General features: G+C 65.2%; 13 protein-coding genes and 1 pseudogene. 7 read left to right on the top strand and 7 right to left on the bottom strand.

From position 1 onward, the window contains the following. Positions 1–65 precede the first annotated feature (65 nt). Positions 66–725 carry a VC0807 family protein gene (locus AABE10_RS18860; RefSeq protein ID WP_342934905.1) on the bottom strand — a complete coding sequence of 220 codons (660 nt, stop codon included), beginning with the start codon at positions 723–725 and terminating at the stop codon, positions 66–68. 231 nt (positions 726–956) lie between these two features. On the opposite strand from AABE10_RS18860, the gene arfB reads away from it, so the two are divergent. After that, positions 957–1,364 carry an alternative ribosome rescue aminoacyl-tRNA hydrolase ArfB gene (gene arfB, locus AABE10_RS18855; protein WP_342934765.1) on the top strand — a complete coding sequence of 136 codons (408 nt, stop codon included), beginning with the start codon at positions 957–959 and terminating at the stop codon, positions 1,362–1,364. Between the two features lie 87 nt (positions 1,365–1,451). On the opposite strand, the gene AABE10_RS18850 is transcribed toward arfB, so the two are convergent. After that, positions 1,452–2,726: an EAL domain-containing protein gene (locus tag AABE10_RS18850; protein WP_342934764.1), complete on the bottom strand. Its 1,275-nt coding sequence runs from the start codon at positions 2,724–2,726 to the stop codon at positions 1,452–1,454. Between the two features lie 325 nt (positions 2,727–3,051). On the opposite strand from AABE10_RS18850, the gene AABE10_RS18845 reads away from it, so the two are divergent. Beyond that, complete coding sequence (locus AABE10_RS18845; protein WP_342934763.1) at positions 3,052–3,342, top strand: putative quinol monooxygenase; 291 nt, start codon at positions 3,052–3,054, stop codon at positions 3,340–3,342. Between the two features lie 201 nt (positions 3,343–3,543). Here the strand turns inward: AABE10_RS18845 and AABE10_RS18840 are convergent, their stop codons facing one another. The 3 genes from AABE10_RS18840 to AABE10_RS18830 all read right to left on the bottom strand — a co-directional run bounded on the left by AABE10_RS18840 (position 3,544) and on the right by AABE10_RS18830 (position 5,389). Further along, positions 3,544–3,801, bottom strand: coding sequence for a DNA-binding protein (locus tag AABE10_RS18840; protein WP_152762150.1), 258 nt, complete (start codon positions 3,799–3,801; stop codon positions 3,544–3,546). A gap of 291 nt (positions 3,802–4,092) precedes the next feature. Next, positions 4,093–4,332 carry a hypothetical protein gene (locus tag AABE10_RS18835; RefSeq protein WP_342934762.1) on the bottom strand — a complete coding sequence of 80 codons (240 nt, stop codon included), beginning with the start codon at positions 4,330–4,332 and terminating at the stop codon, positions 4,093–4,095. 325 nt (positions 4,333–4,657) lie between these two features. Further along, complete coding sequence (locus AABE10_RS18830; RefSeq protein WP_428983350.1) at positions 4,658–5,389, bottom strand: YdcF family protein; 732 nt, start codon at positions 5,387–5,389, stop codon at positions 4,658–4,660. Positions 5,390–5,640: 251 nt separating this feature from the next. Here AABE10_RS18830 and AABE10_RS18825 point away from each other — a divergent pair, with 251 nt between their 5' ends. Beyond that, complete coding sequence (locus AABE10_RS18825; RefSeq protein WP_342934760.1) at positions 5,641–5,955, top strand: hypothetical protein; 315 nt, start codon at positions 5,641–5,643, stop codon at positions 5,953–5,955. A 352-nt stretch (positions 5,956–6,307) separates the two neighbouring features. Here AABE10_RS18825 and AABE10_RS18820 read toward each other — a convergent pair whose 3' ends face one another. Both AABE10_RS18820 and AABE10_RS18815 read right to left on the bottom strand, forming a co-directional pair. Continuing rightward, a complete protein-coding gene (locus AABE10_RS18820; RefSeq protein ID WP_342934759.1) occupies positions 6,308–6,580 on the bottom strand; it encodes a hypothetical protein in 273 nt (90 codons plus the stop codon). Between the two features lie 410 nt (positions 6,581–6,990). After that, a pseudogene (locus AABE10_RS18815) lies at positions 6,991–7,386 on the bottom strand (transposase); the annotation flags it as partial. Positions 7,387–7,807: 421 nt separating this feature from the next. On the opposite strand from AABE10_RS18815, the gene AABE10_RS18810 reads away from it, so the two are divergent. From AABE10_RS18810 to rluB, 4 genes are all read left to right on the top strand, one after another. Then, on the top strand, positions 7,808–8,710 hold the full coding sequence (locus tag AABE10_RS18810; RefSeq protein WP_342934758.1) for a LysR family transcriptional regulator: 903 nt from the start codon (positions 7,808–7,810) through the stop codon (positions 8,708–8,710). Positions 8,711–8,800: 90 nt separating this feature from the next. Beyond that, positions 8,801–9,988, top strand: coding sequence for a pyridoxal phosphate-dependent aminotransferase (locus AABE10_RS18805; RefSeq protein ID WP_342934757.1), 1,188 nt, complete (start codon positions 8,801–8,803; stop codon positions 9,986–9,988). 322 nt (positions 9,989–10,310) lie between these two features. Next, positions 10,311–11,369, top strand: a complete 1,059-nt coding sequence (gene scpB / locus AABE10_RS18800) for an SMC-Scp complex subunit ScpB (protein ID WP_342934756.1) — start codon at positions 10,311–10,313, stop codon at positions 11,367–11,369. A gap of 60 nt (positions 11,370–11,429) precedes the next feature. Further along, on the top strand, positions 11,430–13,190 hold the full coding sequence (gene rluB, locus AABE10_RS18795) for a 23S rRNA pseudouridine(2605) synthase RluB (RefSeq protein WP_342934755.1): 1,761 nt from the start codon (positions 11,430–11,432) through the stop codon (positions 13,188–13,190). Positions 13,191–13,260: the final 70 nt, after the last annotated feature.

The raw sequence follows: 13,260 nt of genomic DNA, 5'->3' as shown, positions 1-13,260 counted from the left end.
AGCGATGAAGCCGCAGAGCAAACGGGGAAGCCGCGAAGCAAATAAGGCGTGCACCGGTCGGCCGCTCAGTTCGCGGCCGTCCCGCGCGACGGCTGTGCTTCGGGTTCCGGCGCCTGGCTCGCAAGGTCGCGCATCGTTCGCCGATACCAGAACGTCCAGACCATCAGGCCGCCGAAAATCACGTAGCCGATCACGGGCGACACCACCAGCACGCGCTCGATCGGCCAGTGCCACGCCATCCAGATGCGCAGCGAGGTTTCGCTGATCAGGCCGACGCCCCATGTGACCGTCAGCACCCGCAACGCGCGAGCGAAAGCGGGCCGCTCGCGCCACAGCATGTCGACGTGCGCGGCGCCGTTCGTCATTTCGCGGGCCACGAAGGCGCGTGTCAGGTAGAAGATAATCGGCCGGCGAAGCAGCAGCGACAGCAGAAACGCCGCGCCGATCGCGCCGGACACCAGCGACTCGCGCATCAGCAGCACGCGTGAGTCGCCGCCCAGCGCCATCGCGCCGATCGACAGCACGATGCCGAGCAGCACCATCAGGGCAAGCGCATCGACGCGCCTAAAGCGCACGAGCTCGACGACGCTCCAGATGACGGGCGGCACGGCGGAGGCGATCAGGCCACCCGTCTCGCCCCAGTACGGCTGCGCGAGGCGATACGTGACCCAGGGCAGCAGCAGGTTGACCACCAGTTCCAGCATCTGCGCGGGGCGCATCTTCATCACGATGTTTGGCCTGTCAGCTAGAGATGTCAGTATTGGCGAGATCGGCGGATTGAGGCAAATGCGCAAGCAAATGCGGAAACGTACGCGGAAACGAACGCGGAAACAAATGCGCTGTGCGTACGGCGAGCGTGCATGCCGCGCGGCACATTCGGTTCGTCTGATACAGCATAGCCGGTACACGATACAGCATAGCCCGTACACTTATTTCGCACCGTCCGACCATTTGACATGACTTCACGCTATCCGATCCCGCCGAACGAAATCGAACTGACGGCCGTGCGCGCGCAGGGCGCGGGCGGGCAGAACGTCAACAAGGTGTCGAGCGCGATCCATCTGCGCTTCGACGTGCGCGCGTCGTCGCTGCCCGACGTGCTGAAGATGCGTCTGCTCGCGTTGCAGGACCATCGGCTGACGCGCGATGGGGTCGTCATCATCAAGGCACAGGAATACCGGACCCAGGAAATGAACCGCGCGGCGGCGCTCGCGCGGCTCGACGCGCTGATCGACAGCGTGAGCGTCACCCGCAAGGCACGCGTCGCGACGCGTCCGACGCGCGCATCGAAGGAGCGCCGGCTGGAAAGCAAGGCGAAGCGCGGCAATGTGAAGGCGGCAAGGCGACGCATCGAGCACGAGTAGCACATATGCAACGGATGGCCCGCGGCGCGCAAGTTGCGCGCGGTTAGTCTCGCCGTTGAAAACCGCCTCGTGGAACCGGCCGATCCTTCAGACAGGACTTGCGTTGCGCAGCTCGGGCAGAAAGTCGACACAGAACACGCGCGTGACGCCGTCGCGCTCGACGGTCACGGCGGCTGTGTAGCAATCCCGGCCGTCCATCAGCGAGCAGTGCGGCCCCATCACCGCGACGCGTCCCGGCGCCGCGAGCGCATGCTTGAAGTAGGCGCGCCGCGACCAGTTGTTGCGCGTGTCGGGCACGAGCGGCGCAAGCCGCGCCGGCGGAGGCGGCGTGCCGCAAGCGGCGATCGACGGCTCCAGCTGTTCGCCGCGGTCGCTCAGTATGAACGCGCGGCGCGCGTCGGGCACGAGAAAAACGGGTTGCGCGGCCTGCGCGAGATCGCCCGTCTGCATGTACACGTTCGCGCCCGCGAGCACCGCTTCCGTAAAGCCCTCGAAGCCCGGACGCTGATAGCGCGAGTGCGTGCGCTCGAAGCTCGCGAAGCGCTGCCACATCTCATCGATCAGTTCGGGCACGCGCGCGTTCGCCGCCTGTATCGACGCTTTCGGATGACCGAACCAGTAACCCTGGACGAAATCGACGTCGGCCTGCATCAGCGTCATCAGTTCGTCTTCCGTCTCGACGCCCTCGGCCAGCACCAGCGTGCCCGACTGATGCAGCATGTTGATCAGGTGGCCGATCAGCGAATTGTCGTTGTCCTGGCGGCCCGCGCGCGCAACCAGCGAGCGGTCGAGCTTCACGATGTCCGGCCTGAAGCGCCACACGCGATCGAAGTTCGAAAAGCCCGTGCCGAAGTCGTCGATTGCGATCAGGAACTCGCGCGGCTGCGATGCCGCGAGCATGCTGGCGACAGCGGACTCGTCGTCGGCGGGCTGCTCGAGCACTTCGATCACGATGCGTTCCTGCGGCAGTCCGAAATGCTCGGACAGCTCGTCGATGAACGGCCGCTGCGGCCAGCCCGTCTCGAACACCTGCGGACGCGTGTTGAGGAACAGCCAGCCCGTTTCGATGCCTTGCGCCATGAAGTTCGCGACATGCAGGCAGCGCGCGAGCCGGTCGAGCGCGCGCGCGTCGGCCGTCGAGCGGGTGCCCGAAAATAGCACGGCGGGCGAGATCGGATGGCCGACGGGATCGAAGGCGCGCAGCAGCGCTTCATAGCCGACCACGCGCTGATGCGTCACCGAGACGACCGGCTGAAAGACGCTGCGCAACGTGATGGTTCGCCACGGCGCGGCCCATCCGGCTTCGTCCTGCACCATATGCTGCAGGAGGCCAGGGAGCGTCGTATCGTCGACGTTTGGCATGACGGCAGATGTGTCCTATGCAGCGTGCGGCGCGCGCCCGGACGAGGCGGCATGTCCGCGGCAGGCATGCGCAACTTCGGCGCAATGGAGGGCGGGCCCGAAGGCAGTCGGATCAATGACCGTCACGCGCGACTCCGCTTAGTTGTGCAGCTCAGATGCAGTCCAGTTTGTCGAATCAGTCTAGCAGTTCGCATGCGTAATGAATGTTCGGGTAATCACAGACGGAGTGAGAGTCTGTGCGGTTTCGTCTTGATGTTGGCGCGGCGAAACGGTGCATTTATGGCAGCGGCGTTATGCTGCTGATTTCTCAAAAGTGGAGTCCAGCATGTCGGAAATCGCGGTGGTGGCGATCTCGGTGGCGAAGCCGGGGCACGAGGAGCAATTGCGCAAGGCGCTCGAAGGTATCGTCGGGCCGACGCGCAAGGAACGCGGCGCATTGCAGTACGACTTGCACCGCGATCTGCGCGAGCCGCGCCGTTTCATCTTCTTCGAGCGATGGGAAAGCGAGGAGGCGCTCGCTGCGCATGCGAAGTCCGCGCATATCGACGCGTACAGGAAGGCGTCGGCGGACTGGATCGAGTACGCGGAGTTGCGCATCGTGTCGAAGATCGCGTGAAACGCAAGGGTAGCGGGCGACGCGGAAACAGAAAAGCCCGGCAATGCCGTTGCCGGGCTCGAGCATGCTGACGTTCGCACCACCACCGTGGATGCTTGCGGCTTCTGCATGCGCGTTTCGTTTTCGTGCGCTTCGCGTGGTCATACGGCCTTCATGCTGACCATGCCTTTTTCGCCGGCGCGCGCATGAGGCTCAATGTGATCAATGCGTCGAATGCGGCACGTCGAGGATCAGGATGATGGTCCAGTCGGCGTCGCCATCGTGATGGTACTGACGTTCCGCGACGATGAACGGCTGCTGCTTGCCGGCCGGTCCGAGAAACAGCACATCGCCTTCCATCGGTAGGCACTCGACGGGCGGTAGCGCAAGGAACGCCTCCTGGCTGCCGCGCGGCATGAGTTTTTCGATCTTGCGGGATGCTGCTTCAGTCCATTCGATGTCCAGCTGGATGTTGCTCATTCTGTCCTCCGCACCAGGGTGCGCACGGGTTGGGTGGGTCATTCGGTGCGCGACTTTAGCATACCGTCAGCGCGGATCCCGCGACACGCGCTGCGCGGTCGGCCGGTCGCGAAAAGGGCGCTGGAGCAATGAAAAAGCCGAGGCCGTGCGGGACGGCTTCGGCTTGTGTTCGAGCTTACGCATCGAGCGACGCAGCAGGCGCACGACACGCGCTCCACCACGCAGTTGCCGCGTGCGGCGGCGCATGGAGCGTAACTGCAAGAGCCTGCTGCGAGGGTTTGCTGCGGTGGCTTACTCTGCCGGCGCAGCCTGCTTCTTGTGATGCATCGAGCCCTTGTGATGCTTCGACATCGGCGCAGGCGGCGCGCTTTCCATTGCCTGCTGCTTCGACTGCAGTTCTTGCGCGCGCTGTTCGACGTCGGCGGCCTTCGCCGGATCGGTGCTCATCGTCACCCCCTGGTCCTGCTGCGCGTACGCCGCGCCCGTCAGTGCCGAAAGGGAAACCAGGATTGCCAGGGACACTTTCTTCATCGCTGCCTCCGTAGAGAGTGGTTGTGGACCCGAGTATGGCTGTCCGTTGGAACGACAGTGCATTCTAGCCAGCAATGTTTGATCCAGCGTATTGTCTGTAACAGAATTCACAGACGGTTACGTTTCGTTACATCGACCCGCCGTCGTCACGGAGCCGCTTCCCAGAAGCCATTGCGCATCAAACGTATTGTGCTTCGGTTCGCCGCATTCGTCTCGACAAGTCAGATTTTCCCGCTCATGTGTTGCGCCGACGATTTTTCGATCCGCTCAAAAAATTCAATCGGATAGCTAAGCAAATCGCGGCGCGCCTGTCAGTTGCCCGCGATCAGAACCAGCCGATCTCGCGGTAGACACGGAACTGCGCAAGGCCGACCAGCTCGTGCAGCGCGATTTCCGCGTCGAACAGATTTTCGCCGCGCGGCAAAAAGCCGAGCTTCGCGTGGCGGGTGTTCGACACGACGGGCAGCGGCTGCATCCCGAAACGGTGAAAGTTGAGCAGCGCCCGTGGCATGTGATAGGCGGATGTGACGAGAATCAACGAACCGTAATATCCGTCGTGCAGAATCGCTTTGACGTTGCGCGCGTTTTCGTAGGTCGTCAGGCTGCGGTTCTCGAGGATGATGTCGCCGCGCGGCACCTGGTCGCGCAGCAGGTAGGGCAGGTAGGTGTCGGCTTCCGTCGCCTCGTGCTCCTGCGGATTGCCGCCGCTTACGATCACGTGACAAACGGGACTGACCTGCTTGCAGCGGGCGTAGAGGTCGGCGCTCTTGTCGATACGGGCGTAGGCGTCCCTGGGCGGAACGAGCTTGCCGTCGTGGTCATGGATGGTGCCCGTGCCGAGCAGCACGATCGCCGTATGGGGCGCATACGTTGCAGGGGCAACCGTCTGTCCGGCGGGCGGTGCGCCGCGTTGGGCGAGGTCGAGCAGCGGTTGGGCCAGCCAGCCCGAGCCGAGCGCCCAGTAGAACGCAATCGCTGCCGCGCCGATTATCGTGCGTGCGCTGCGAAGCAGCACGAAAGCTGCAAAAAAAAGCAGCAATAAAGTTAAGAGAATCAATTTTATTGGGGTAACGTATGGTATTCGGACATTTCCACCCGCGGGCCATCGCACCGATACGGTCGCATCGCCGCCAGTCGGAAGCAGAACGCTAGCACGGCGTTCACACGGGGACCGAAAAAAACGGCGGCCAATGCCGCAATCGCGGACCTACGGGGGAAATCTCCGGCCATCCGCGATGCGCGCGTCGACAGACGCGCCATTGTGTCGCGAACAAATAAGTCATGGCTGCACTTAAAGAAAGAAGTGAGATGACCACTTATTCCAACGAAGCCGTACTTGAGGCGCTGCGACGGGCGCAATACCGTCAGGTGCCATGGGCCAAGCGCCCAGGCGTTTTTGAATATCTGCGTTCGCTTGGCATGATGGACACCGTTCGCCAACGGACAGTCGCTCCCGCGCCGGGTTTCCATGCTCCCGTGGACATCGCGGTGCTGACCGAACGTGGCCGCTCCGAATTTGCGCGGCTCGCCCGCGACGAGCGTTCGCTCGACTGGGACGCGCGCCGCATGCGCAACTACGTTTTTGCCGGCGCGGTCGCCGGAGAGAAGGCAGCTACCGTCTAGACGACGGGCTCTTGCAGGACGCGCGCTCACCATGACAGTGCGGCGTGCGGAAAACGCGTCATGCGGGGCGCGTCGAGGGCATGTCGCCGCCATTTCCACCTGTTGACACTTTCTTTGCGCATGCCTTGACGGCGTCGCGCGGCATCCGCGCCGAGCGGCTCTACAGAAGCATCGGACGAAAAAAAGCCCGTATCGCGAGGATACGGGCGTACCGGAATTACTTCTGCCACGCTGTGCTTATGGCATTTGTGAGACTGGCGACCTGGCAGGTGGTTCCCGATTTCGCATATCTTCATCGCCGTTGCTGCAAAAGCGGCGCCGCGGCAAGGCAATCCCCGTGTTCGCAACCGGGCTAGTGCGCGTCCGTCGCCCGCCGTTGCGTGGGTTCGTCTCGCTGCACGTCGGGCCGCGCGCGCACATTGCTGGCGATATCGCCGCGCAAGTCCCCGCGCGGCGAGGGCGGCGTGAACCCCTGATTACGCACTTCCGTCTGCTGCCACGCCTGAAGCGTGGCCGGCTGTTCCGGCCGCCAGTTCCAATCCTGCTGCGGGCGCTGCTGCGCGAACGCGGTCGCGGCAATCACTGAAGCGACCATGCCGCAGAAACGCAGTGACATTGGCCTCATGATCAACTCCCGACAAGCCAGTCGGGGCTTGTTTGCATACTTGTACGGTATGCCGCGCTGCGAAAGCGTGCTGTAAATAAAAGTAAATGGATGTTTCGTCCCGTCACGGAAGGTATGCAGGCCGCAAAACGGCAATCGGCGTGCGGCAAGGGCGCGCGCGTGCAGAACGTTGCGAACTGCGACGCTGGGCGAAGGCCCGCGGTAACGGGTGGAAAGATCCGCGGCGCGGCTGTTGAGCGGTCGGCGAAAGGGCGAAGCGTGATGAGCGGATGGACGTGCGGCGCCGCCGATCGCTCAACGCGTCGTTTTCAGTTCGGAACGGGAGACGACGGACGAATTGGGCTAACGCACGGTCCCAGAAACGCACCGGGCGCCCAAAGGGGCGCCCGGTGGCGTAGTTTGCTGCGTCAGGCCATCTTGACGGGCGCGCGCCAGGATTCCGGATTGGTCCAGAACGCGCCGCGCAGACGGTCGCGGCTCGGCGGTGCCGGCGGTTTGGCCGCCGTTGCGCCAATGCGTCCGCGCAACGAAATTTCGCGACCGCTCGTGCCCAGCCGCTTGACTATTTCGGCGAGCGTGCCGTCGGCTTGCCATTCGTCGAAGCGGCGACGGCACGTCGGCGGCGACGGGTAGCGGCCCGGCAGCTTGGACCAGCCTTCTCCCGTCGACAAAACCCACAACACGGCGTTGACTACCGCGCGAGCTTCGACGCGTGGTCGACCACGGCGTTCACTCCGTGCCGGCTCCGCACAGAACAACGCCTCGACCAGCGCCCACTCGTTGTCTCTCAAATCGTCGAACACCATCATGTTTCACCTCAGCGAAGCTAACTCCGGTGCGCTGCCCCGCGCTGCGCACTCTTCATGCACCCGAATCCATATCGGGCGCCGGCGGAGAGCCGGCCTGTACCGTTGCGAACCGCTTCTTTCGCCAGTCCGAATCGGCGCCGACTCCTGTGCAAGGGGAAACGCACGAAGCGTGCCATCTTTCACCCAACAGCCTCGAAGCCCCGCCGCATCAAGCCGTTACGGGCGTTAGCCTGGCCCGTATGAGAATCCAAAAAACCCATCCAGCAAATCGGGACAATCACCAATCTTGTGCAACCAGGCCCGCCCCGCGTGCGTTTGCGCGTTCCTGCTGCATTGCAGCGACGCGAAACAGGCGATGCGTAAATGCGTCGCAAGTCATAAAATCGGCATCAAACGACATTATTCATGAGAGGAAGAGATGAATGTGACGCTGCGTCAACTGCGCGTGTTCATCGAAGTGGCGCGGCTGCAGAGCTTCAGCCGGGCGGGGAGCGAAATCGGGCTGACGCAGTCGGCCGTGAGCCGGTGCGTGCGTGAGCTGGAAGCGGAAATCGGCCTGAAGCTGATCGACCGGACCACGCGGGAGGTCCAGCTCACCGACGTCGGCGGCAATCTGGTCGCGAGCGTGTCGCGGCTGCTAGGCGATCTCGACGATGCGCTGCGCGAAATTCGCGAGATCGGCGAGCAGCGGCGCGGCCGCGTGATGGTGGCCGCCAGCCCGACGATCGCTTGCCGGCTGATGCCGCAGATCGTCGCGGCTTGCGGCAAGCAGTATCCGTTCGTCACGCTCGGCTTGCGCGACGACGTGCAGAGCGACGTGGTGCGCAAGGTCAAGTCGGGCGAGGTGGATTTCGGCGTGATCATCGGCCCCGTGTCCGCCGACGATCTGATCGCCGAGGCGCTGATGACCGATTCGTTTTGCCTTGTCTCGCGCGACGATCATCCGCTTGCGGGGCGCAGCGAGGTGGCGTGGCGCGAGCTGGAAGGCGAGCGTCTCGTGTTGCTCGACCATGCGTCGGGCAGCCGGCCGATCATCGATGCCGCGCTGGAGGAGTACGGCGTCGGCGCCAACGTCGTGCAGGAACTCGGCCATCCGTCGACGGTGTATGGACTGGTGCAGGAGGGCATCGGCGTGAGCGTGCTGCCGTGGCTCGCGATGCCGTTGCCGGCGGGGTCGTCGCTGGTCACTCGCCCGCTCGTGCCGCGCGCCGAGCGGACCGTCGAGCTGGTGCGGCGGCGTGACCGCTCGCTGTCCCCAGCCGCCGATGCCGTGTGGAACCTGATCCATCAGGTGCCGGGCCGCACCGAGGACTTGCGCTGAGCGCGGGCGCGGCCGCATTGCCGGGCTCCCGGCCGCGCATTTTTGCGACACGCTACACTGCCATTTTTCACCGACCCGCCGGGATCTTCGATGAGCGAAACCGATTTGCCCCAGTTCCCCAATGCACGCGATGCCGTGCGCTCGCTGCGCGCGTCGCAGATCCGCGAAGTCGCGAATGCCGGCTTCGGCGTGCCGGACGTGCTGCCGTTCTGGTTCGGCGAATCGGACCGCGTGACGCCGCCGTTCATCCGCGATGCCGCGAGCGCGGCGCTCGCGTCCGGCGCGACGTTCTACACGCACAACCTCGGCATTGCGCCGTTGCGCGAGACGCTTGCCCGCTACGTGAGCGCGCTTCACGGGCCGACATCGGTCGAGCATGTGGCCGTCACGAGCGCGGGCGTCAACGCGCTGATGCTGGCCGCGCAGCTGGTGGTCGGTTCGGGCGACCGCGTGGTGGCCGTGACGCCGCTGTGGCCGAATCTCGTCGAGATTCCGAAGATTCTCGGTGCGCACGTCGAAACGGTGTCGCTCGGCTACGGTGCGAATGGCTGGCAACTCGATCTGGAGCGGCTGCTCGCGGCGCTCACGCCGGACACGAAGCTGCTGATGCTGAACTCGCCGAACAATCCGACCGGCTGGGTGATGAGCCGCGACGAACAGCGCGCCGTACTCGAGCATTGCCGGCGCCTGGGCATCTGGATCGTCGCCGACGAGGTCTACGAACGTCTCTATTACGCGGGCGAGCCGGGGCAAAGCGCGCCGTCGTTCCTCGACCTCGCGGGCCGGGACGAACGCGTGATTTGCGTGAACTCGTTTTCGAAGGCATGGCTGATGACGGGCTGGCGGCTCGGGTGGATCGTCGCGCCGGCGTCGCTGATGGACGATTTCGGCAAGCTCGTCGAGTACAACACTTCGTGTGCGCCGGCGTTCGTGCAGCACGCGGGCATCGCCGCCATCGAGCAGGGCGGCCAGTTCACGCAGGAACTGGTCGGTGAGCTGAGGACGTCGCGCGATCATCTGGTTGGGGCATTGTCGGCGCTGCCGGGCGTCGACGTGAAAGCGCCGCCCGGCGCGATGTACGTGTTCTTCTCGTTGCCGGGTGCTTCGCGCAGCCTCGATCTGTGCAAGGCGCTCGTGCGCGAGGCGGGGCTCGGCCTTGCGCCGGGCAGCGCGTTCGGCCCGGAAGGAGAGGGCTTCGTGCGCTGGTGTTACGCGTGCGATACGGCGCGTCTCGATGCTGGCGTCGAACGGCTCAGGGGCTACCTCGCGCGCCATTGAGCGCATCGATAGGTTGTACGCGGGGCGGCGCAACGGAGCGGTGCCTCGCACCGTGATGCGCGGCGCAGTATGCCGATTAAGGTGCAGTTTGGATTTCGTCTTTACGCACCGATTGTTTTTGCGTAATATGGCAGCCAGTCACGCGGTTCCCTCGCGGAATTTCGCTGCTCCGTCGTCCGGCTGGGTTTGGCTCGATGCCTGTTTCGCCTCCCCCCGGTGCGTGCTCCCATCAATATGACCGATCAAAATCGGGCGAGCGCGTCTTCAGTTCCACATCGTCTGTTTGATCCGGTTCTTTGACCACAGGGTCTGACCTAGCTGCATGAATACCCAAGAGGCGAAGATCGTCCTCGAGACTGCCTTGATCTGCGCGCAGGAGCCGTTGAAGATCGGTGATTTGCGTAAGCTCTTTGCCGACGACGTGTCGGCAGACACGGTTCGCACGTTGCTTGAAGACCTGAAGCAGGACTGGTCCGGACGGGGTGTCGAACTCGTCGGACTCGCTTCCGGCTGGCGTTTTCAGAGCAAGCCGGCGATGCGCACGTATCTCGACCGCCTGAATCCCGAGAAGCCGCCGAAGTACTCGCGCGCGGTGCTCGAGACGCTCGCGATCATCGCGTACCGACAGCCTGTCACGCGCGGCGATATCGAAGAAATTCGCGGCGTGACCGTGAACACGCAGGTCGTCAAGCAGCTCGAAGACCGCGGCTGGATCGAAGTGATCGGTCATCGCGATGTGCCGGGGCGCCCCGCACTGTATGCGACGACGCGTTCTTTCCTCGACGACCTTGGCCTGAAGTCGCTCGAAGAACTGCCGCCGCTCGACGATCCGTCGGCCCAGTCGAACATGGATCTGCTCGCGCAGCACGCGATCGAATTCGCCGACGGCGAAGCGGGTGCGGAGAGCGTCGCGGCGGATGTGGGCGACGTCGATGGCACGGGTCATGCTGCATCGGAAGCAGCGGAACCCGCCGGTGCCGCCGAAGCCGGGGCCCAAGCCGGGCAAGCCGGCGACCAATTGGAGCCCGCTGACGAAGCGCATGCAATGCACGGCGTAACGCAAGGCACGCAAGACGCCGCGCCCGACGAGGCCAAAAGCGACATCGGGCAAGCGGACGTGTTGCCGTCCACCGAACAGCAGAGCGCCGCACAGGCGGCGCATGAAATGGAGCCGGCTCACCAGGCCGGATCTGCCGCGCAGTCGGAAGATGAACACGAAGACACGCGCGAATTGCATAACGAGACCGGGCACGCGCAACGCGCCAATCCGGCTGGAACAGACCAGACTCACGCGGTGCATGACGATCGGCACGATCGCCGCGACACCGCCCAGGACGCAGGCGAGCTGACCGACGACGAAGCCGAGTCGCGCAGCGCCTGACGTAACCGTACCTTTTGGCGCGCCCGCAACGGGCGCGCGACCAGACATTTTGAGGTTGTTTTGACAGACATCCACGACACCGATTCGCCCGAATCCGAGCGCGCCGTTGCCGCCGCGCGCCCCGACGAGACGCGTAGGGCGCAAGTATCGGCGGCCGACAGCGAGCGGCCCGCGCAGGCGCCCGACGCCGAAGGCGAAGAGCGTCCACGCCGCGGCCTGCGCCGGGGTCCGCGCAGCCTGATCGCGCGTCGCCGCGCCGGCTCGAAGGCGAAGACGGCAGAAGCCGCCGACGCGCAGCCGGCGCCCGTCGCGGCGGAAGCGCCGCCCGACGGCGAAGTCGTCGCACAGGTGCGCACGCCGCGCAAGGACGCGGGCGCGAAGGGGCACGGCGGTCAGGGCGCCCAAGGCGGCCGCCGCGCGGGCGGCAAGCAGGGCGGGCAGCAAGGCGGCCAGCGCAAGAATCGCGGCGGCGGTAGCGCCGTGGCGCCTGCAGCGGCCGCAGAAGGTGACAAGCAGGATGACCTGTTCGCGTATGTGACGTCGCCGGCGTTCGATGCCGACAACTCGACGACGGGCGGCGTGCGCGCGCCGATGCTGCGCCGTGGCCGCGCCGCCGCGCCCAAGCGCGTGCTGGCCCCGGACGACGACGCGCCGAAGCTGCACAAAGTGCTCGCCGAAGCGGGCATGGGCTCGCGTCGCGAGATGGAAGAGCTGATCGTCGCGGGCCGTGTGTCGGTGAACGGCGAGCCGGCGCACATCGGTCAGCGCATCATGCCGACCGACCTCGTGCGCATCAACGGCAAGCCCGTCAAGCGCAAGCTGCAGAACAAGCCGCCGCGCGTGCTGCTGTATCACAAGCCGACGGGCGAAATCGTCAGCCACGCGGATCCCGAAGGCCGTCCTTCCGTGTTCGACAAGCTGCCGCCGATGAAGACGGCAAAGTGGCTCGCCGTCGGGCGTCTGGACTTCAATACGGAAGGCTTGCTGATGCTCACCACGTCGGGCGATCTGGCCAACCGCTTCATGCATCCGCGCTACAGCGTCGAGCGTGAATATGCGGTACGCGTCGTCGGCGAATTGACGGAAGGCAACCGGCAAAAGCTGTTGCACGGCGTCGAGCTGGACGACGGTCCGGCGAACTTCCTGCGCATCCGCGATGGCGGCGGCGAAGGCACGAATCACTGGTATCACGTCGCGCTCGCCGAAGGGCGCAACCGCGAAGTGCGCCGCATGTTCGAGGCCGTCGGCCTGATGGTCAGCCGGCTGATCCGCACGCGTCACGGCCCGATCCAGCTGCCGCGCGGCCTGAAGCGTGGCCGCTGGGAAGAACTCGAGGACAATCAGGTGCGCAGCCTGATGGCGTCGGTTGGCCTGAAGGCGCCAACCGAGGAGAAGAGCGGCGGCCGCCGCAACGAGCCGGAGCGTCGTCAGCCCGATCCGATGCAGACGTCGATGGGCTTCATCAACCGCGAGCCGGTGCTGATGTCGCATGGCCGCTTCGATCAGCAGCCGCGCGGCGGGCAGGGTCGTCGCGGCAAGGCGCCGGGCGCATTCAGCGCGTTGAATTCCGGCTTGGGTGGATTGGGCAACACGAACGGCAATCGCGAAGGGCGTGGTCGTGGTGGCCGGGATGGCCGCGACGTCGACGGCAATCGCGCGCCGTCTGGCAACCGGGCAGCAGCGGGCGGCAACGCGAAGCGCGGCGGCAATCGCGCGCCGAACGGCAACCGCGCTAACAACGGCAATCGCGCCGGCGGCAACCCGAACGCCGGCGGTAACCGCAGCGGCGGCGCGCCGCGCAACCGCTCGCGCGGACGCTGATCGGCACGGCGCTGCGGGGCGGTCTCGGGCTCGAGCCGTCTGCCGCGACGCTGCGATGGCGTGGCAGTTT

Origin of the sequence: Paraburkholderia diazotrophica (genome assembly GCF_038900755.1) — a bacterium.
Lineage (GTDB): Bacteria > Pseudomonadota > Gammaproteobacteria > Burkholderiales > Burkholderiaceae > Paraburkholderia > Paraburkholderia diazotrophica_A.
This window is presented reverse-complemented; position numbering and strand designations above follow the sequence as displayed.